The 17,983-nt window shown below is 69.7% G+C and carries 20 protein-coding genes; 5 read left to right on the plus strand and 15 right to left on the minus strand.

All coding sequences use genetic code 11. The features are described from left to right. The 4 genes from FFS72_RS15970 to FFS72_RS15985 form a co-directional block, all read right to left on the minus strand. Nucleotides 1–868: YifB family Mg chelatase-like AAA ATPase (locus tag FFS72_RS15970; protein ID WP_137874870.1), on the minus strand; the 868-nt coding region annotated here is incomplete at its 3' end. Then, the gene (locus FFS72_RS15975) at nt 868–1,224 is read right to left on the minus strand and encodes a YraN family protein (RefSeq protein ID WP_137874871.1); all 357 of its coding nucleotides are present in this window, start codon (nt 1,222–1,224) and stop codon (nt 868–870) included. The genes FFS72_RS15975 and FFS72_RS15970, both read right to left, overlap by 1 nt. 112 nt (nt 1,225–1,336) lie before the next feature. Further along, nucleotides 1,337–3,805 (minus strand): ABC transporter permease, encoded by a 2,469-nt coding sequence (locus FFS72_RS15980; protein ID WP_137874872.1) that lies wholly within the window; start codon nt 3,803–3,805, stop codon nt 1,337–1,339. Nucleotides 3,806–3,807: 2 nt separating this feature from the next. Beyond that, the gene (locus FFS72_RS15985; protein WP_137874873.1) at nt 3,808–4,572 is read right to left on the minus strand and encodes an ABC transporter ATP-binding protein; all 765 of its coding nucleotides are present in this window, start codon (nt 4,570–4,572) and stop codon (nt 3,808–3,810) included. A gap of 111 nt (nt 4,573–4,683) precedes the next feature. Here FFS72_RS15985 and FFS72_RS15990 point away from each other — a divergent pair, with 111 nt between their 5' ends. The 4 genes from FFS72_RS15990 to FFS72_RS16005 are packed head-to-tail and all read left to right on the plus strand — an operon-like array spanning nt 4,684 to nt 7,867. Further along, the gene (locus FFS72_RS15990; RefSeq protein ID WP_137874874.1) at nt 4,684–5,931 is read left to right on the plus strand and encodes a sensor histidine kinase; all 1,248 of its coding nucleotides are present in this window, start codon (nt 4,684–4,686) and stop codon (nt 5,929–5,931) included. Next, nucleotides 5,922–6,560, plus strand: coding sequence for a response regulator transcription factor (locus FFS72_RS15995; RefSeq protein WP_137874875.1), 639 nt, complete (start codon nt 5,922–5,924; stop codon nt 6,558–6,560). The genes FFS72_RS15990 and FFS72_RS15995 overlap by 10 nt, the downstream gene beginning before the upstream one ends. A 48-nt stretch (nt 6,561–6,608) precedes the next feature. Further along, nucleotides 6,609–7,358, plus strand: coding sequence for a DUF2786 domain-containing protein (locus tag FFS72_RS16000; protein WP_137874876.1), 750 nt, complete (start codon nt 6,609–6,611; stop codon nt 7,356–7,358). Further along, nucleotides 7,355–7,867, plus strand: a complete 513-nt coding sequence (locus tag FFS72_RS16005; protein ID WP_137874877.1) for a TIGR04338 family metallohydrolase — start codon at nt 7,355–7,357, stop codon at nt 7,865–7,867. Before FFS72_RS16000 ends, FFS72_RS16005 begins: the two co-directional genes overlap by 4 nt. Nucleotides 7,868–8,064: 197 nt before the next feature. Here FFS72_RS16005 and FFS72_RS16010 read toward each other — a convergent pair whose 3' ends face one another. From FFS72_RS16010 to FFS72_RS16040, 7 genes are all read right to left on the minus strand, one after another. Then, nucleotides 8,065–8,388: a DUF2469 domain-containing protein gene (locus tag FFS72_RS16010; RefSeq protein WP_007536792.1), complete on the minus strand. Its 324-nt coding sequence runs from the start codon at nt 8,386–8,388 to the stop codon at nt 8,065–8,067. A gap of 64 nt (nt 8,389–8,452) precedes the next feature. Beyond that, on the minus strand, nt 8,453–9,145 hold the full coding sequence (locus FFS72_RS16015) for a ribonuclease HII (RefSeq protein ID WP_137874878.1): 693 nt from the start codon (nt 9,143–9,145) through the stop codon (nt 8,453–8,455). A gap of 48 nt (nt 9,146–9,193) precedes the next feature. Beyond that, complete coding sequence (gene lepB / locus FFS72_RS16020) at nt 9,194–9,979, minus strand: signal peptidase I (RefSeq protein ID WP_137874879.1); 786 nt, start codon at nt 9,977–9,979, stop codon at nt 9,194–9,196. Nucleotides 9,980–10,086: 107 nt separating this feature from the next. Further along, nucleotides 10,087–10,428, minus strand: coding sequence for a 50S ribosomal protein L19 (gene rplS, locus FFS72_RS16025; RefSeq protein WP_050067125.1), 342 nt, complete (start codon nt 10,426–10,428; stop codon nt 10,087–10,089). A 153-nt stretch (nt 10,429–10,581) separates the two neighbouring features. Beyond that, complete coding sequence (locus FFS72_RS16030) at nt 10,582–11,415, minus strand: hypothetical protein (protein WP_137874880.1); 834 nt, start codon at nt 11,413–11,415, stop codon at nt 10,582–10,584. Beyond that, a complete protein-coding gene (locus FFS72_RS16035; RefSeq protein WP_137874949.1) occupies nt 11,415–12,338 on the minus strand; it encodes a formylglycine-generating enzyme family protein in 924 nt (307 codons plus the stop codon). Before FFS72_RS16035 ends, FFS72_RS16030 begins: the two co-directional genes overlap by 1 nt. Nucleotides 12,339–12,424: 86 nt before the next feature. Next, on the minus strand, nt 12,425–14,794 hold the full coding sequence (locus FFS72_RS16040) for a Tex family protein (protein ID WP_137874881.1): 2,370 nt from the start codon (nt 14,792–14,794) through the stop codon (nt 12,425–12,427). A gap of 35 nt (nt 14,795–14,829) precedes the next feature. On the opposite strand from FFS72_RS16040, the gene FFS72_RS16045 reads away from it, so the two are divergent. Beyond that, nucleotides 14,830–15,915 (plus strand): serine hydrolase, encoded by a 1,086-nt coding sequence (locus FFS72_RS16045; protein WP_249353359.1) that lies wholly within the window; start codon nt 14,830–14,832, stop codon nt 15,913–15,915. A 7-nt stretch (nt 15,916–15,922) separates the two neighbouring features. Here the strand turns inward: FFS72_RS16045 and trmD are convergent, their stop codons facing one another. The 4 genes from trmD to rpsP are packed head-to-tail and all read right to left on the minus strand — an operon-like array spanning nt 15,923 to nt 17,853. Then, nucleotides 15,923–16,612, minus strand: a complete 690-nt coding sequence (gene trmD / locus FFS72_RS16050; protein ID WP_137874882.1) for a tRNA (guanosine(37)-N1)-methyltransferase TrmD — start codon at nt 16,610–16,612, stop codon at nt 15,923–15,925. A gap of 2 nt (nt 16,613–16,614) precedes the next feature. Next, nucleotides 16,615–17,142 (minus strand): ribosome maturation factor RimM, encoded by a 528-nt coding sequence (gene rimM, locus FFS72_RS16055; RefSeq protein WP_137874883.1) that lies wholly within the window; start codon nt 17,140–17,142, stop codon nt 16,615–16,617. A gap of 4 nt (nt 17,143–17,146) precedes the next feature. Further along, the gene (locus tag FFS72_RS16060; RefSeq protein WP_050067119.1) at nt 17,147–17,389 is read right to left on the minus strand and encodes an RNA-binding protein; all 243 of its coding nucleotides are present in this window, start codon (nt 17,387–17,389) and stop codon (nt 17,147–17,149) included. Further along, a complete protein-coding gene (rpsP, locus tag FFS72_RS16065) occupies nt 17,386–17,853 on the minus strand; it encodes a 30S ribosomal protein S16 (protein ID WP_137874884.1) in 468 nt (155 codons plus the stop codon). Before rpsP ends, FFS72_RS16060 begins: the two co-directional genes overlap by 4 nt. Nucleotides 17,854–17,983: the final 130 nt, after the last annotated feature.

A 17,983-nucleotide genomic window follows, 5' to 3' on the forward strand; every position in this document is an offset into this window, starting at 1 on the left:
GACGCGCCATCCCCGACCCACCCCCGACGAGCGCGCTGATCGAACAGGTGTGGTGTGGCGCGACGAACGGCGGCTCAGTGATCAGCGGCTGATCGGCGGTCAGCAACCCGGCGACCGAATGGATCGCCGTCACCTCCAGGGACTCCTCTTCACCGAGCGCAGGCAGGATCCCCGGAAGCCGTTGCGCCAGCATCGTCTTCCCGATCCCCGGCGGCCCCGTCAACATCAGGTGATGGGCCCCGGCCGCCGCGACCTCCAACGCCAGCCGCGCCTCGTCCTGGCCGGCGACTTCACTCAGGTCCGGCACCGCGCGCACGCCGTCCCGATCCACCACGGCCGGACGGGACAGCACGAGTTCCCCACGCAGCCACTCGACCACCTCACGCAGGTCCCGCGCACCGAGCACGTCCATGCCCTCGACGAGGCCCGCCTCCGCGAGAGCGACGTGCGGCACCACCACCGTCGTCCACCCCGCATGCTTCGCGGCGAGCACGGCAGGCAGGATGCCCCGCACGGTCCGCAACCGGCCGTCGAGCGCCAACTCCCCCAGCAGCACGCTCTTGTCCAGGTCGCCGACCGGAACGACACCCGCCGCCGCCAACACCGCACACGACAACGCCAAGTCGTAGGCACTGCCACCCTTCGGCAGCGTCGCAGGTGACAACGCCAGCGTGATCCGCGAATCCGGCCACTTCTCACCGGTGTTCGTCACCGCCGCCCGCACCCGGTCCCGCGACTCCTTGAGCGCACTGTCCGGCAACCCGACCAGATGCACCCCCGGCAACCCGCGACCCAGATCGGCCTCGATCTCGACGAGTTCCCCCTCGACACCCCGCACCGCGACCGAGTACGCACGCCCCAGCGCCATCAGAACACCGCCTCGAGATGCGTCAACTCCGGCTCGCAACCCGGCGCCAGCACCACCGACACCACGTCGAACCGCACCCGCGGCCACCGACGCTCCTGCTCGCGCAGCCACAATGCCGCCAACCGGCGGATCCGGACCTGCTTCGCGTGCGTCACCGCCTCGGCCGGGGTGCCGTAACCGCGACCGCTGCGGGTCTTCACCTCCACGAACACCACCGCATCGCCCACCTGGGCGATCACGTCCACCTCCCCGTACCGGCACCGCCAATTGCGCGCCAGCACCACCAGACCCCGTGCCACCAGATGCTCGACGGCCAAGTCCTCGCCGAGCGCCCCCAACTCCAGATTTCGCGCCATGCCCCGACCCTGCACCCCGCCGGCACCCGAAGCAGCGGAGTCACCAGGGTTTTCGCCGGCCCTGTGGATGGAATCCGGGGCTGTGGACAACCCGAGCTGCCTGCGCCCCTCGTCAGGTCCGCCGGACGGCGATCCGCGTGGGGATCGCGATGGCCAACGCGCCCAGCACGACCGTCGCGCCAATGATTCCGCCGTACACGGCCGGGGAGATCGTCGGGATCGGCTGCCCCGAGATCCCGATGCTCACACCCACCAGCGGTGGCAGCGCGACGAGGGTGCCGACCACCGCGGCGATCACGACGACGATCACCGATTCGGCGCGCATCATCGCCCGCACCTGCCGCCGACTCGACCCGACGAGCCGCAGCAAGGTGAACTCGCGGCCACGCTCGACGGTCGACATCACGAGGGTGTTCACCACGGCCACGGCGAGGTAACCGAGGAGGACGGCGAGTGCGATCAGGCTGGTCCACGACTGCGCATTCCGTTCCTGCTCGCCGGCAGCGCCGAGTGCGGCGCGGTCGACCGCCTCGAACCCGGCCGCGGTCAGCGCCTGCCCGACCTCGCCCTGCCTGCCGGGTTCGGTGCGGACCAGGATCGAGTCGTCGAGCCCGCTGGAGGTGTGCTCCGAGACGACTGCGTTCGCCATGGTGACGTCGCCGAAACCGAGCCCGCGACCGTAGGTGGCGACGACCGCCGCGGCGACGGGGGTGCCGTCGCCGAGATGCAGGTCGACGGTGTCGCCGACGCGAGCCCCGATCGTCTGCGCGGCATCGGTGCTCAGTGCCACGGTGTCCGGCGCGGCGAGCCCGTCGAGGCTGCCGTCGACCACCTTCAGGTCCAGGGTGTCCGCGGTCGCGCCGGGGTCGACTCCCTGCAGTGCGTACCGCTCGATGACCGACTCCTCCCCCACTCCGTGCGGGATCAACGCCTGGCTCCGGGCCACCGGGTTCGCGGCCGACACTCCGGGCATCGCGGCGACGGCGGCGCCGACGTCGGATGAGAGTCCGGAACCGCGTGCGGTGACGACGAAGTCGGCGGTGACGCCTTCCCTCGTCTGATGGTTCGCCTCCGCCGCGACTGTCGTCTGGGCGAACACCTGCACGCACCCGAGCCCGATCGCGAGCGCCAGTGGGATGATCGCGGACGCGAGCCGACGCGCATTGCAGCCGGCGTTGGCGGCGGCGAGGACCAGCGCGGGCCGGCCCGACCGGCGCAGCGGTCCCCCGACGAGCGACACCGCGGCCGCGACCAGCCGCGGCCCCAGCAGCCCGACCGCGATCATCAGCAGCACCGCCGAACTCGCCGCGCCCGCAACAGCCGCCGCGCCGTGCACGACGACGGGCGTCATCGACGTACCCAGCCCGAGCGCGCCGAGGACCAGTCCGGTGATCAGCCGACCACGACCGATGGTGGCCGGGGTGGCCGACGCCTCTCGCAGTGCGTCGACCGGGTCGATCCGTGCGGGTCGACGGGCGGCGACCGCCGCGGCGACCCGCGCGGTCAGCACGCTCAGTACGACGGCCACGACGGCGGGAAGCGGGCTGTACGCCAGGGCGAAGTCGGTGGGCAGCATCCCGACGGCGGCGAACCGGGACCGCAGCAGCCCGGCCAGCAGGTAGCCGGGCACCGTACCCACCACGGCGGCGACCGTGCCGACCAGCAGTACCTCGTGACCCACGAGCCTGTGGATCTGCCCGGAAGTGGCGCCGATTCCGCGCAGCAGAGCGAATTCGCGCCGACGTCCGGCGATCGTCAGTGACAGGGTGGTGGCCACGACGAACATCGCGATCAGCACCGCGGTGCCCGCGAAGGAGGATCCGATCATGACGAGTTCGCCTCGCGCGGCTCCGGAGTCGAGGAACTCGACGTCACCTCGGGCGGCACCGGTGTGGACCTCGAGTTCGGGCGCGGCCCGGCGGATCTCGTCCACCAGGACCCGAACGGACGTGCCGTCGGCCGCATCGATCGCGATTGCGTCCACCCTGTCCGGGCGCGGTGACAACTCCGCGGCACGCGAGTCGGTGACGAAGACGTGCGCCGCGCGGTCCGGGGTGTCGCCGTCCCGCGCGGAGGCGACGCCGACGACCGTGTACTCAGCGCCGATGCCGCCGTGCGCCAGCGGGATCCGGTCACCGAGCCGGGCCGGCTGTCGGTCGTCGACGACCACCTCGTCGGCGCTCGCGGGCGCCCGGCCCTGCCGGATCTCGTACGGGGTGATCGCTCCAGCGGACCAGCCGTGCGCCTGCACCGGCCGCCCCGCCCACGACAGCGGAACGGTCGTGTCGGCCACCGCCCGGCCGACCCCCGGCAGCGCCGCGAGTTCCCCGACCACGTCGGCGGGCAGCGTGGCCCGCTCGGGCAGCGCCGGGTCGACGTCCTCCGGGACGGCCAGGCGCTGCTGCGCGCCGACGACGACGTCCGCACCGGCGTAGCGCTGCGGCGCCAGCCCGCCACGGATGCCCGACTCGATCAGCACCCCGAGTCCGGTGACGAGCATCGCGGCGCACAGGACCGCGACGAACATGCCGACGAAGCCGCCGCGGTGCTCGCGGACACCGGCCCGGGCGAGTGCCCTCATCGTCACCACTCCCCGAGGTGGGTCATGTGGTCGGCGACCTGCTGCGGCGTCGGCCGGTCCACGTGACCGACGAAGACTCCGTCCGCGAGGAACACCACCCGGTCGGCGTGCGCTGCGGCGACGGGATCGTGGGTGACCATGACCACGGTCTGGTCGAGATCCGTGGCGGTCCGCCGCAGCAGGTCGAGTACCTGGCGCCCGGTCCGCGAATCGAGGGCTCCGGTCGGCTCGTCGGCGAACACCGCGTCGGGACGTGTGACGACGGCGCGGGCGATGGCCACCCGCTGCTGCTGACCACCGGACATCTCCGCGGGCCTGCGCCCACGGAGGTCGGTGAGGCCGACCGCGTCCACCACGAAATCCAGCCAGGCGGGATCGACGGACTCGCCCGCCAGCAGCAACGGCAGGGTGATGTTCTGCAGGGCCGTCAGCGCGGGCAGCAGGTTGTAGGCCTGGAACACGAAGCCGACGTGGTCGCGGCGGAACCTGGTGAGCGCCTTCGGCTTCAACCGCGAGATGTCGGTACCGCCGAGCCACACCGATCCGCTCGTCGGGCGATCGAGGCCGGCCGCGCAGTGCAGGAAGGTGCTCTTCCCGGAGCCGGACGGCCCCATCACCGCGGTGAACGAGCCCCGCGTCAGGTGCAGGTCCACTCCACGTAAGGCGGTGACGGCCGCCGCGCCGGAGCCGTACGTCTTGGTCACCGAGTCGAGCCGGAGTGCGGTACCGGACGGGACCCGAACTTCGGTCACTGTTGATGTCTGCATGGTTCCCAACGCTATTGACGCCGATGCGTGATTCCGATCCACCGAGGTACCCGATCGATGGTGTAGCTGGCTGTACCGACCGACCCGGTCCGATACGGCATGCTGGGATCCATGTCGACGACCGGGATCCTGCGCAGGTGGTGGCGGGCGACCCGTTTCCTGGCCGTCGAAGGGGCGGCCGGATTCGTCTCTCTGGCGCTGCTGCCCGTCGGCGTGCTGCTCGTCGTGTTCGTCGTGATCGGTCCGGGATGGCTGATCGCACCCCGTGCGGTGCGGATGCTGCGATGGTGGGCGGGTCTGGCGAGGACCCGCACCGGCCGGTTCCTCGGCGAGTCGGTGTCCCAGAGCTATCCGGTGATCCCGGCGGACCCGACGTTCACCGCCACGCGGCGGCTGCTGACCGCGCCGTCGACTCGGCGGGACGCCTGGTGGGTGCTGCTGCACGCGCTCCTCGCACCCATCGCGGGTGTCCTTGCGGTGGGTCTGCCACTCGCGGTGGTGAATTCCCTACTGGTCCCGGCCTATTGGTCCGCGATGCCGGCCGGCGAACCGGTGAGCAACCCGTTCCCGGTGACGTCCTGGTGGACCGCCGCGGCGATGCCGGTGGTCGCCGCGCTCTACGCGGGGCTGGCACTGTGGCTGGTCCCGGTGATGGCTCGCGGCGTGGCCGGGCTCACCCGCAGGCTCCTGGCGCCGGCACGGGAAGCGGAGTTGGCGGCGCGGGTGAGCGCGCTGACCGAGAGCCGCGCCGCCGCGCTCGACGCCCACGCCGCCGAACTGCGGCGCATCGAGCGGGATCTGCACGACGGCGCCCAGAACCGGCTCGTCGGCGTGGTGATGATGCTCGGGCTCGCCGAACGTTCCCTGACCACGAACCCCGATCAGGCGCTGCCGCAGCTGGCGCGGGCGCAGGAGGCCGCCGCCGACGCCCTCGCGAACCTGCGGACCGTGGTGCACGACATCTATCCGCCGATCCTCGACGAGCTGGGCCTGGACGGCTCCCTGTCGGCGCTGGCCGGACGGTGCGCGGTGCCGTGCGTGCTCGACGCCGACGGGCTCGCACGGGTCCCGGCCGCGGTGGAGTCCGCGGCGTACTTCGTGGTCGCAGAGGCACTGACCAACGTGGTCAAACACAGCGGCGCGGCACGAGTCGCAGTCACGGTACGCACCGCGGCTGCGGGCGCCGGACAGGTCCTCACGATCGAGGTCGTCGACGACGGCGGCGGCGGCGCGCGGGAACGGGACGGCGGCGGACTCGCCGGCATCCGGCGCCGGGCCCGGGCCTTCGAAGGAACAGTGAACCTGAACAGCCCGGTCGGTGGACCGACGACGTTGAGAGTGGAGTTGCCGTGCGGATAGCGATCGCCGAGGACGATGCACTGCTGCGCGAGGGACTGGCCCTGCTGCTGCGCAGCGAAGGGTTCGACGTCGTTGCCGCGGTGGACAATCCCGACTCCTTCCTCGAGACCCTCGACTCGGTGGACGCGGCGGTGCTCGACGTCCGGATGCCGCCGACGTTCACCAACGAGGGACTGCAGGCGGCGGCCGAGGCGCGGCGGCGCCGACCGGGATTCCCGGTACTGGTGCTCTCCGCGTACGTGGAGGACCGGTACGCCAGCGGACTGCTCGCCGACGGCGCGAACGGCCTCGGCTACCTCCTCAAGGAACGTGTCGGCCGGGTGGCCGAGTTCACCGACGCGCTGCGACGGGTCGCCGCGGGCGGGACGGTGATGGACCCCGAGGTGATCTCGCAGCTGATGAGTCGGCGCCGCGCCGACGACCCGATCCGGTCCCTCACGCCGCGCGAGTCCGAGGTCCTGGGTCTGATGGCCGAGGGCTTGGACAACGCGTCGATCGCCGCGCGGCTGGTGGTCAGTGACACCGCGGTGAGCAAGCACATCGGCAACATCTTCGCCAAGCTGGGGCTGTCGGCGTCGGACGCGGGTCACCGGCGGGTGCTCGCGGTGCTCGCCTACCTCCGCGCCTGACGACAAGCGAGCCGGGGCCCGTCGGTGGGAGCCGCTACCCTGGGCCGGGTGAGTTCGGAGAAGATGCTGGTCCGGATCGGTGGGCTGCTCCGTCAGGCCGAGTCGACGGACAACCCGCACGAGGCCGAGGCGTTCATGGAGGCCGCGCAGCGCCTCGCCACCGTCACCGCGATCGATCTCGCGGTGGCCCGCGCCCACACCGCGACGCGGGAACGCCGTCAGACACCGGTGCAGCGGGCCATCGCGATCGGCGAACCCGGCCGCAAGGGGCTGCGCACGTACGTGCAGTTGTTCGTCGCGATCGCCGCCGCCAACGACGTGAAATGCGATGTCGCGAGCAATTCGACCCGCGTGTTCGCGTACGGGTTCGACTCGGACCTCGACACCTGCGAGGCCCTGTACTCGTCGCTGCTGATGCAGATGGTGCGGGCCTCGGACGCCTATCTACGCTCCGGCGCGCATCGTCCGGTCGCTGGGGTCACCGCTCGACTGAACTTCCAGCTGGCGTTCGCTGCGCGGATCGGGCAGCGGCTCGCGGAGACGAAACGCGACGTCGAGGCCACCGCGGTCGGCGCCGATCCGGATGAGGCAACCGGCACGGCACTCGTGTTGCGCGACAAGCAGATCGAGCTCCGCGACTTCTACTCGCAGACGTCGCAGGCGCGGGGTACGTGGCGGGGCCCGCAGTCGGGTGTCGCACGGTCCGACAAGGCCCGGCGGGCAGGCGACCGAGCGGGACGCGACGCCCGGATCGGGCAGTCCCCCGAGTTGCCCGGGGCCAGGAAGCGGCTCGCGTGACGGTCCGCGACACCCAGCGGTCCCTGGTGTACGACGCGGAAGCACTGGTGCGACGCATCTTCGACCGCGCCGACGCCGGAACCGGCCGCCAGGTCGAACTGTTCGGCTCGCGGCTCACGCTGCCGGTCGAACGCCGATTCGCCTCGGTCCACTCGGTGCAGAACTACTGCGACCGCGTCCTCGCCCTGAACTGGGTGCGGGCCCGCTGGCCTCGCTCCGCGACACCGATCACCGTCCGCGACCGTGCCGGAACCACCGCGGCGCACTACGAACCCGACACCGCCACCCTCGCCGTCCCGACGTCGGGCGCAGGTACCCGCTGGGCGCTGCGCGAACTGGTGATCCTGCACGAACTCGCGCACCACCTCGAACCGGACGGATCCGACGTGGCCCCACACGGACCGGAGTTCGTGGACCGCTACCTCGCACTCGTCGAGGGAGTCGTCGGCGACGAGGCGGCGTTCCTGCTGCGCACGACCTTCGTCGACGGCGGCGTCCGGCTCGCCTAGGGCGTGTCTCCCAGTCCCACTCGGATGCACCTGGCGAAATGATCGTCGTCCTGCAAGGCCCAGGAGTCGCGCAGCGGGCTCCGCCCTGTGCGGAGGAGAAGCCGATACCGCTGTTGTATCGGTGCCGACGACAACGCAGCAGGGCGGCGATCAGGCGGTAGGGGCGCCGAAACGGGGATTGGGAGACATGCCCTGGATCAGCCCCCGAACGGGCCGTTCTCGGGCAGACGCAGATCGGACTTCTCGAGTTCCTCGATGTTCACGTCCTTGAACGTGATCACCCGGACGTGCTTGACGAACCGCGCGGGCCGGTACATGTCCCACACCCACGCGTCGGCCATGCGCACCTCGAAGTAGATCTCCCCGTCCGCGTTGTGCGGGACCAGTTCGACGGAGTTCGCGAGGTAGAAGCGGCGCTCGGTTTCCACGACGTACGCGAACTGGCCGACGATGTCCTTGTACTCACGGTAGAGCGAGAGCTCCATCTCCGTTTCGTACTTCTCGAGATCTTCGGCACTCATCGGTTGGGTCGTCCTCCTGCGTATCGCCTGCCCGGGAAACCCGGTGTCGGGTGTCGACGTCCCATCATCCCGCACCGACCGCCGCGGTGTACATCGCACCCGCCGCACCACCCATCGCGGACCGTACGTTCGCGTACGACATGCGGTGTTCGTGGCTCGGACCGAGCAGCCCGAGGGCCTCGGTGTGCGCTGCGGTGCTGTAGCCCTTGTGGCCGGCGAACCCGTATCCGGGGATGGCATCGTCCATCGCGACCATCGTCCGGTCGCGGGAGACCTTCGCCAGCACACTCGCCGCGGCGATACACGCCGCGGACGCGTCTCCGCCGATCACCGGCAGCGACGGCGCGGCGAGACCCGGCACCCGGAACCCGTCCGTCAGAACGTAACCCGGCGACAGGTGCAGCCCCGCCACCGCCCGTCGCATGCCCTCGATGTTCGCGACGTGCACGCCGAGCGAGTCGACCTCGGCTGCGGGGATCTCGATGATGCACCAGGCTGCCGCAAGCCGCTGAATCACCGGGAACAGTTCCTCGCGCGTCCGCTCGGTCAGCTTCTTCGAGTCGTCCAGACCTTCGAGCGCTCGATGCGGCTTCGGCCCGAGCACGCACGCGGCGACGACCAGTGGGCCCGCGCACGCACCGCGACCCGCCTCGTCGACTCCGGCGACGGGACCGAGTCCCGTGCGGATGAGGGCGGATTCCATCGTCCGCAGACCGGAGGATCTGCGGATCACGGTGCGGGGCGGCCACCTGGTCACGTCGGTCGATTCACTTCGCTTGCGTCACTTCTCCAGTATTGCGGCCGGTCAGTTGGACTGCGGATTGGGCGAGTCGATCATCCCCCACCGCGACGGCGGCAACACGATGGCGACGGCCTTGCCGATCACATTGTCGATCGGCACCGTTCCACCCAACTCGTCGGCGACGTGATACCGCGAATCGGCCGAATTGCTCCGATTGTCACCCATCACCCACAGATTGCCTTCGGGAACGGTGTACGGGCCGAAGCAGCGGCCCGACCGGACGGGGGTGTCGCACGTCTGGCGCCCGGGGACGAACGGGAAGTCGGTCACCACGTACGGCTCGTCGAGAGGCTTGCCGTCCACCAGAACCCGCCCCTGGTCGTCACAGCACTCGACGGTCTGGCCGCCCGTCGCGATGACCCGCTTGACGAGATCGTTCTCGTCCGGCGGCACCAGGCCGACCAGAGAACCGACCTCCTGGATCCCGCGGACCACGACATTCGACGACCGGGTCGAGGTCCACTGGGCGTTCCACGAATCCGGGCCCTTGAACACGACCACGTCACCCGGTTCCGGATCACCGAAGTGGTAGCCGATCTTCTCCACCAGGATCCGGTCGCCCGTGCAACCCGCGCATCCGTGCAGTGTCGGCTCCATCGACTCCGACGGGATCAGATACACCCGAGCGATGAACGTCTGCAGCACGAAGCTCAACAGCAGCGCCACACCGATCAGAATGGGGAGCTCCCGCCAGAAGGAGCGGGACTTCTTCTTCGGCCTCTCCGACGTACTGTCGGGGCCGTTCGCGCCATAGTTGGGCGCCGTCGATTCCTGCGGGGTATCTGCCACCGAAACAGGTTAGCCCGGCCCAGAAATTCTGGGCCGGGCTAATCCGACTTACGCGAAAGCTCAGTGCGACACGAGCTGAAAGCTCAGCGCACGGGTGAGCCGAAAGCTCAGCGCTTTTCCTTGATCTTCGCGGCCTTGCCACGGAGGTCGCGCAGGTAGTACAGCTTGGCGCGACGCACGTCACCGCGGGTCAGCACCTCGAGCTGGGCGATGTTGGGGCTGTGCACCGGGAAGGTGCGCTCGACGCCGACGCCGAAGGACACCTTGCGGACCGTGAAGGTCTCGCGGATGCCGCCGCCCTGACGCCGGATCACGACGCCCTTGAAGACCTGCACGCGCTCCTTGGAGCCCTCGATGACCTTGACGTGCACGTTGACGGTGTCGCCGGGGCGGAAGTCCGGGATGTCGTTACGGAGAGACTGGGCGTCCAGGAAGTCCAGTGTGTTCATTGATTCATCCTTGCGTTTCTTCGCATGAGCAGAGGACCCGAGCGGCACCGTTCTCACGGCACTCGGCTGGTTCGTACTCCGATTAAGGGGTGCGCCTGTGCAGGCAACCCCACAATTGTGCCAGACAGCAGGTACGACGGGAAATCGGACGGGTCACCCGTGGTGGGTCGGCGCGGGCGCGGGCCGCACGGTGCGTTCCAGTTCGGCCTCGGTCGCCGTCACCGCGTGCTCGACGCTGGGCTTGCCCGCGACGAGGTCCTGGACGTAGATCTTCGCCCTGATCAGCGGCCTTCGATAGCGCTTCTCCCGTTCCACCGCACGGGCCATCCTCTTCGGCTTGTCCTGGTAGCGCCAGCGCGCCCAGGGTGCCCCGGGCCTGCTCAACCGGATGGCCCCGACGAGGAGCATCGGCGAGATGAACAGGCCGAACAGAGCAGTCCAGACCTTCCCCTTCGCGATCACCACGCCGGCGATCGCGAGACTGATCAGAGCCGACACGACCAGCGCCAGCCGCACCCACGGGTTCGGGTTGTCCCGGAAGTCGGAGGGATTGACGATCGAATCCGGCCGTGCGCCGAGCAACAGCAACCCCGTGACGGCGACCGCGGCGAAAACCGCATCGACGGACGCGCGGCCCTGCTCGGACCAGTACACGTCCTTGAGGTAGAAGATCAGGGCGAACTCGTCGAGCACGAGCGCGGCACCGATCCCGAACAGCGCCGCCAACACGGCTCCCGACACCTGGGTGCCGTCCTCGTAGGTTGCGATCAGCGCGACGCCGGACACGAGCATCGCGACGACGCCGAAGACCACGTGATGCACGTGCTGTCCGCCGGGCGTGATGTTGCCGGGCCACCATTTCACCTGCGCACGGATCATCCGCACGCTCAGCCGGATGAAGACGAATCCGCCGATGAATCCGAGCAGGAAGAACAGCAGCGGCAGCCGGCCGGTCTCCACGATCTGGTGCTCGAACCAGTGCCGCATCAGCGTGGTCCCGACGCCCTGGTGATGCAGCGGAACCCGATGTGGCAGGTCGCGGTCTCCTCGGTGTCGCCCTGCCGCGCCGACGGCCGGTACCGCAGGCAGTAGTTCGGTGCGCACAGGTGCGAGCCGCCCTTGATCACCCGCCGCGGGTACGTCTCCCCGTCGCGCCGGACCGCCGCCTCGACCCTGGGATTGCGGGGAATGCAGCACGGACTCGCGGGAGCCACGTTCCGCCCCGAGGCGCTGTGGTCGGCGCTGTGGAAGTCGGTGGTCCACTGCCACACGTTGCCTGCCATGTCGAGCAGTCCGTAGCCGTTGGGTCGGAACGACCCGACCGGCGACGTCCCGGGAAACCCGTCCTCGGTGAGGTTCTGCCACGGGAACTCGCCCTGCCAGGTGTTGGCCTGGTGCCGACCGCCCGGCGCGAACTCGTCACCCCACACGTACGTGGCGCGGTCGAGACCCCCACGGGCCGCGAACTCCCACTCGGCCTCGGTGGGCAACTCCTTGCCCGCCCACTGCGCGTACGCGAGGGCGTCCCCGTACGCGACGTGCGTGACCGGATGCCGTTCGCGCCCACCGACATTGCTGCCCAGCCCCTCCGGGTGCCGCCAGTTCGCACCCGGTACCCACGACCACCAGCGCCGGAAGTCGTCCAGCGGAACCGGTCCCGGAGGCGGCATGAACACCAGCGAACCTGGGACCAGGTCGGCCGGATCGGCGTCGGGATAGTCGGCCGGGTCGGGTGCGGTCTCGGCGACGGTGACGTGTCCGGTGTCCTTCACGAACCGTCGGAACTCCGCCACCGTCACCGGATGGGTGTCCATCCAGAAGCCGTCGACGTGCACCTGGTGCACCGGACGTTCCTCGGGGTAGAAGTCGTCCGAGCCCATCCAGAAGGTGCCACCGGGGATCCACGACATGTTCTTCGGATCGACCGCGTTTGCCACCGGCCCAGCATCCCACGCAGGGCGCCGCGTTTCTCCCGGCGGCGCCCTGCGCGTGTTGGTCAGCTGCCGAAGCCGGCCTTGCGGAGTGCGTCGGCCATCGAGCCCGACGCGGGTCGCTCGGCGCGGCCGCCCTGCTGCCTACCGCCGGACTGACGTTCACCGCCGCCGCGCTGACCGCCGCCGCCACGGTTACCGCCGCCCTGACGGTCACCGCCCTGGCGCTCACCGCCGCGCGGCCCCGACTGCTTCGGTGCACCGGGCTCGTCGTCGAGTCGCAGGCTCAGTCCGATGCGCTGCCTCGCTGTGTCGACCTCCATGACCTTGACCTTCACGACGTCACCGGACTTGACGACCTCGCGGGGATCACGGACGAAGCTGTGCGACATCGCGGAGACGTGGACGAGACCGTCCTGGTGCACGCCGACGTCGACGAAGGCACCGAATGCGGCGACGTTGGTGACGACGCCCTCGAGAACCATGCCCGGGTGGAGGTCGGCGACCTTCTCCACGCCCGCCGCGAACGTGGCGGTCTTGAACTCCGGACGCGGGTCGCGGCCCGGCTTCTCGAGCTCGGCGATGATGTCGGTGACGGTCGGGACACCGAACCGGTCGTCGGCGAACTGCTGGGGGCGCAGAGACCGCAGCATCGTGGTGTTGCCGATGATCTCCTTCACCGTCGAACCCTGCGCGTCGACGATTCGCCGGACCACCGGGTACGCCTCGGGGTGCACCGCCGACGAGTCGAGCGGATCGTCGCCGTCGGTGATCTTGAGGAAGCCGGCACACTGCTCGAACGCCTTCGGACCGAGCCGTGCCACGTCCTTGAGTGCGGCGCGGGTGCGGAACGGGCCGTTGGCGTCGCGGTGCGCGACGATCGACTCGGCGAGCGAGCCCGCGATGCCCGACACCCGCGACAGCAGCGGCACCGACGCCGTGTTGACGTCGACACCGACGGCGTTCACCGCGTCCTCGACGACCGCGTCGAGGGACCGCGCGAGCAGGGACTCGGAGACGTCGTGCTGGTACTGGCCGACGCCGATGGACTTCGGGTCGATCTTCACCAGCTCGGCAAGCGGATCCTGCAGGCGGCGAGCGATGGAGACGGCGCCTCGGATCGAGACGTCGAGGTCGGGCAGCTCCTGCGACGCGTAAGCCGATGCCGAGTACACCGATGCACCGGCCTCGGACACCATGACCTTCGTCAGCTTCGCGTCCGGGAACTTCGCGATCAGGTCGGCGGCGAGCGCGTCGGTTTCGCGGGACGCGGTGCCGTTGCCGATGGCGATCAGGTCGACACGATGCTTCGCGGCGAGCCCGGCGAGGGTGGCGAGGGACTGATCCCACTTGTTCGCCGGCTGGTGCGGGTAGATGGTGGCGTGGTCGAGGACCTTGCCGGTCGCATCGACGACGGCGACCTTGGTGCCGGTGCGGAATCCGGGGTCGAGGCCCATCGTGGCGCGGGTACCGGCGGGCGCCGCGAGGAGGAGGTCCTTGAGGTTCATGGCGAACACGTCGACGGCGTCCCGCTCCGCGGACTGACGCAACCGCATCCGGGTGTCGATCCCGAGACTGATGGACAGCTTCGTCTTCCACGCCCAGCGGACCGTGTCGAGCAGCCACCGGTCCGCGGGGCGACCGCGGTCGGCGACACCGAAGCGGGCGGCGATGCGCCCCTCGTACACGGTGGGCACCCCCGGCTCCTGCGGCTCGGTGTCCGCGTCGAGGCTCAGCGAGAGCACCTCCTCCTTCTCGCCGCGCATCAGCGCGAGGATCCGGTGCGACGGCAGCTTCTCGAACGGCTCGGAGAACTCGAAGTAGTCGGCGAACTTCGCACCCTCGGTCTCCTTGCCCTTGCGGACCGAGGAGCTGACCTGTCCACGCCGCCACATGGTGTCGCGCAGTTCCCCGACGAGGTCGGCGTCCTCCGCGAACTGCTCGACCAGGATCGCTCGGGCACCGTCGAGCTGTTCGGCGGTGTACTGAGCGGGATCGACGGACGGATCGGTGAGAAGGGTGTCGGCGACGGGCTGGTGGCCGTCCTCGCGCGCGATCTGGGCCTTGGTGCGTCGCTTCGGCTTGAAGGGCAGGTAGATGTCCTCGAGGCGGGCCTTGGTCTCGGCGAGGATCAACTGGTCCTCGAGCTCGTCGGTCAGCTTGTCCTGCGAGCGGATCGACTCGATGATCGCGGCACGCCGCTCGTCGAGTTCACGCAGGTAGCGCAGGCGCTCATCCAGCTGCCGCAACTGCACGTCGTCGAGGCCGCCGGTCACCTCCTTGCGGTACCGGGCGATGAACGGGACCGTCGCACCGCCGTCGAGGAGGTCGACCGCGGCGCGGACCTGCTCCTCCCGGACGTCGAGTTCCTCGGCGATGCGCTGGTTCACGGATTTCAGGGCAGAGGTCACGGCGATCGACCCTACAGCTAGCATTTGGGGTGGAAGAGAACGGACACGAGGGCGGCAGGGTGAACAGGCGTCGGTGCGTTGCGGCGTTCGCCGTCGCGATCGGGACGACGATCGCAGCGCTCGGCTGCGCTCTCCCGTCGAGTTCTGTCGATCCGGTTTCTGTCGACGACGCCTCCGTCGAGGACACCCACAGCCAGCGGTCCGAGCAATGGTCCGATTTGCCGACCAGGCATGCGGTACCACCGGTCCCGGCATCCGTGGTCCCGTCCGCCGGACAGCTGCCGCCGATCCCCGGAGGCTGGACACGCGCAGCCCCCACATCAGGCCCGCTGCCCTCCGACATGACCGACCGGGTCGCCGCCGCACGCGCAGCGGCGGCGGCGCGTGGAGCCGACGTCGCCGTGTCGCTGCTCGACCGCTCCACCGGCGACCACATCGTCGCCGACGGCAGCACCGCCGTCGAAACGGCATCCGTGGCAAAGCTCTTCATCGCGGATGCGGTCCTCCACGAGAATCCGACACCGTCCGCGGACGACCTCGAGCTGGTCGCCCGGATGCTCGAACGCTCCGACGACGCCGCCGCGAACGCGCTGTGGTTCGCGTACGGCGGGGACGCGATCGTCGACGCCGTCGTCGCCCGCTACGGGCTGCAGGCCACCACCGCGCCGTGGGACGGAAACTGGTGGAACACGATGACCACCCCCGACGACCTGGTCGAGTACTACGCGGGACTCCTGGGCGGCACCGGCGGCCTGAGCAACGAGGCGTCCGAGACGATCCTCTCGCATCTGCGCGCCGCCACCCCCACCGCCGCCGACGGCTACGACCAGCGCTTCGGCATCCCCGACGCCCTCGTCTACGAGTCGGGGGACGTCGCGGTCAAACAGGGGTGGATGTGCTGCACCGCGGGCCGGTGGGTACACCTGTCCACGGCCGTGATCGGTCCGCAGTCACGGTACGTCCTGGTCGTGGTGTCCCACGAGGACGTCGACTACGGCACCGGCAGCGACAGCCTGAACCAAGTTGTTGCTGCGCTTCCCGACACCTCGCTCGACGCGGCCGTCGAGGACGCCAGCGCCGCGCACGCACGGGAGACGATCACCGAGGTCGTGCGAATCCTGTTCCCGGAGGGACGAATCGGCTGACGCGCAGTCAGGACTGGTCGTCGGGCAGCAGGTCGGGTCGACGCTGCGCGGTCCGCTCCAGCGACTGCTCACGCCGCCACTGCTCGATTCTCGCGTGGTTACCCGACAGCAGAACCTCGGGGACGTCGAGTCCGCGCCAGGTGACGGGCCGGGTGTAGCTCGGGCCTTCGAGCAGCCCGTCCGAGAACGAATCCTCCTCGTGGGACTGCTGATTGCCGAGGACTCCCGGCATCAGACGCACCACGGCCTCAGCCATGACCAGCACCGCCGCCTCGCCCCCGATGAGGACGTAGTCGCCGATGCTCACCTCCTCGACCCGCACGCGGCGGGCGGCGTCGTCGAACACCCGCTGGTCGATGCCCTCGTAGCGGCCGCACGCGAAGACCAGGTGCTTCTCCCGCGACCACCGCTGAGCGGTCGCCTGCGTGAAGGGAACTCCGGCGGGGGTGGGAACGACGAGAAGCGCGTCGTCGGGGCACACCGCATCGAGTGCGTCACCCCAGATGGTCGGCTTCATGACCATGCCGGGACCACCGCCGTACGGGGAGTCGTCGACGGCCTTGTGCACGTCGTGCGTCCAGTCCCGCAGGTTGTGCACGCCGACGGACACGAGACCCTTGTCGATTGCCTTGCCCAGCAACGCAGTTCGCAACGGTTCGAGGTACTCGGGGAAGATGGTGATGACGTCGAGGCGCACGGCTACTCCGGGTCCAGCAATCCTTCGGGCGGATCGATCTCGACATACCCGTCGGCAACGGCGACGACCGGGACGATCGCCGTCACGAACGGAATGAGGATCTCGCCGCTCTCCGCGCCTGCGGGGCGCACCGAGAGTAGTTCCCCGGCCGCGGAGTGCAGCACCTCGTTCACGGTCCCGAAGACGGTGCCGTCCGTGAGCCGCACCTGCAGGCCCTCGAGTTCGTGGTCGTAGAAGGCGTCCGGATCGTCGGACGGCGGCAGGTCCGCGCTGTCGACCACGAAGAGCGTGCCGCGCATCGCGTCGGCCGCAGTGCGGTCGTCGACGCCTTTCAGACGCAGCAGAAGCCGCCCGGAGTGCTCCCGGGCGGCTTCCACCGTGTAATCGGTCAGTTTCCGATCACGAGGCTTACGGCCGCGCAGAACCGCACCGACGGCGAAGCGGAGCTCCGGGGTGTCGGTGCGGATCTCGACGGCGAGTTCGCCCCTGATGCCGTGCGACTTGGCCACACGGCCGACAACGAGTTCCACCGAATTACTGATCGGTGTCGATCACGTCGACGCGGATGCCCTTGCCGCCGATGCCGGCGACGAGGGTCCGCAGAGCAGTTGCGGTGCGGCCACCACGGCCGATCACCTTGCCGAGGTCGTCAGGATTGACGTGCACCTCGACGGTGCGCCCGCGACGGCCGGTGATCAGTTCGACCCGGACGTCGTCGGGATTGGCGACGATGCCGCGAACGAGGTGTTCGACGGCGTCGGCGACAACGGCACTCACTTGTCAGCAGCCTCGGAATCCGCAGCGGCCTCGGCCTCGGCGGCAGGCGCCTCGGAAGCCTCGTCGGCGTCCTTCTTGGCGGCCTTCTTCTTCGGGGTGATGGCCTCGGCGACCGGCTCGTTCTCGGCGGCGGCGAGCGCAGCCTGGAACAGCTCCAGCTTCGACGGCTTCGCTTCCTTGGTCTTGAGGGTGCCCTCGGCGCCCGGCAGGCCCTTGAACTTCTGCCAGTCACCCGTGATCTTCAGCAGAGCCTCGACCGGCTCGGTGGGCTTCGCGCCGACACCCAGCCAGTACTGCGCGCGCTCCGAGTCGATCTCGATGAACGACGGCTCTTCCTTCGGGTGGTACTTGCCGATGGTCTCGATCGCACGGCCGTCACGACGGGTGCGAGAGTCCGCGACGATGATGCGGTACTGGGGGTTGCGGATCTTGCCGAGTCGGGTGAGCTTGATCTTGACAGCCATGGTGGAGCCTTTCGTATGGTCACGGCGCAATTCAGCGATGCGCAAGGCGTGCGCACCCGGTTTTGCGTTGAAGGGGATGTCGTGACCGCCGCGCGGTACGGAACCGGAGACGGGCGAACAGCGGTCCATT

The sequence above is a fragment of the Rhodococcus sp. Q genome (genome assembly GCF_005503035.1).
Classification (GTDB): Bacteria; Actinomycetota; Actinomycetes; order Mycobacteriales; family Mycobacteriaceae; genus Rhodococcus_G.

What these genes read in the sequence shown, in the direction of transcription:
- FFS72_RS15975 (WP_137874871.1), bottom strand. Translation starts at nt 1,224, where the DNA reads ATGGCGCGAAATCTGGAGTTGGGGGCGCTCGGCGAGGACTTGGCCGTC.
- FFS72_RS15980 (WP_137874872.1), bottom strand. Translation starts at nt 3,805, where the DNA reads ATGAGGGCACTCGCCCGGGCCGGTGTCCGCGAGCACCGCGGCGGCTTC.
- FFS72_RS15985 (WP_137874873.1), bottom strand. Translation starts at nt 4,572, where the DNA reads ATGCAGACATCAACAGTGACCGAAGTTCGGGTCCCGTCCGGTACCGCA.
- FFS72_RS15990 (WP_137874874.1), top strand. Translation starts at nt 4,684, where the DNA reads ATGTCGACGACCGGGATCCTGCGCAGGTGGTGGCGGGCGACCCGTTTC.
- FFS72_RS16010 (WP_007536792.1), bottom strand. Translation starts at nt 8,388, where the DNA reads ATGAGTGCCGAAGATCTCGAGAAGTACGAAACGGAGATGGAGCTCTCG.
- rplS (WP_050067125.1), bottom strand. Translation starts at nt 10,428, where the DNA reads ATGAACACACTGGACTTCCTGGACGCCCAGTCTCTCCGTAACGACATC.
- FFS72_RS16030 (WP_137874880.1), bottom strand. Translation starts at nt 11,415, where the DNA reads ATGCGGCACTGGTTCGAGCACCAGATCGTGGAGACCGGCCGGCTGCCG.
- FFS72_RS16035 (WP_137874949.1), bottom strand. Translation starts at nt 12,338, where the DNA reads ATGTCGTGGATCCCCGGTGGCACCTTCTGGATGGGCTCGGACGACTTC.
- FFS72_RS16040 (WP_137874881.1), bottom strand. Translation starts at nt 14,794, where the DNA reads ATGCTAGCTGTAGGGTCGATCGCCGTGACCTCTGCCCTGAAATCCGTG.
- rpsP (WP_137874884.1), bottom strand. Translation starts at nt 17,853, where the DNA reads ATGGCTGTCAAGATCAAGCTCACCCGACTCGGCAAGATCCGCAACCCC.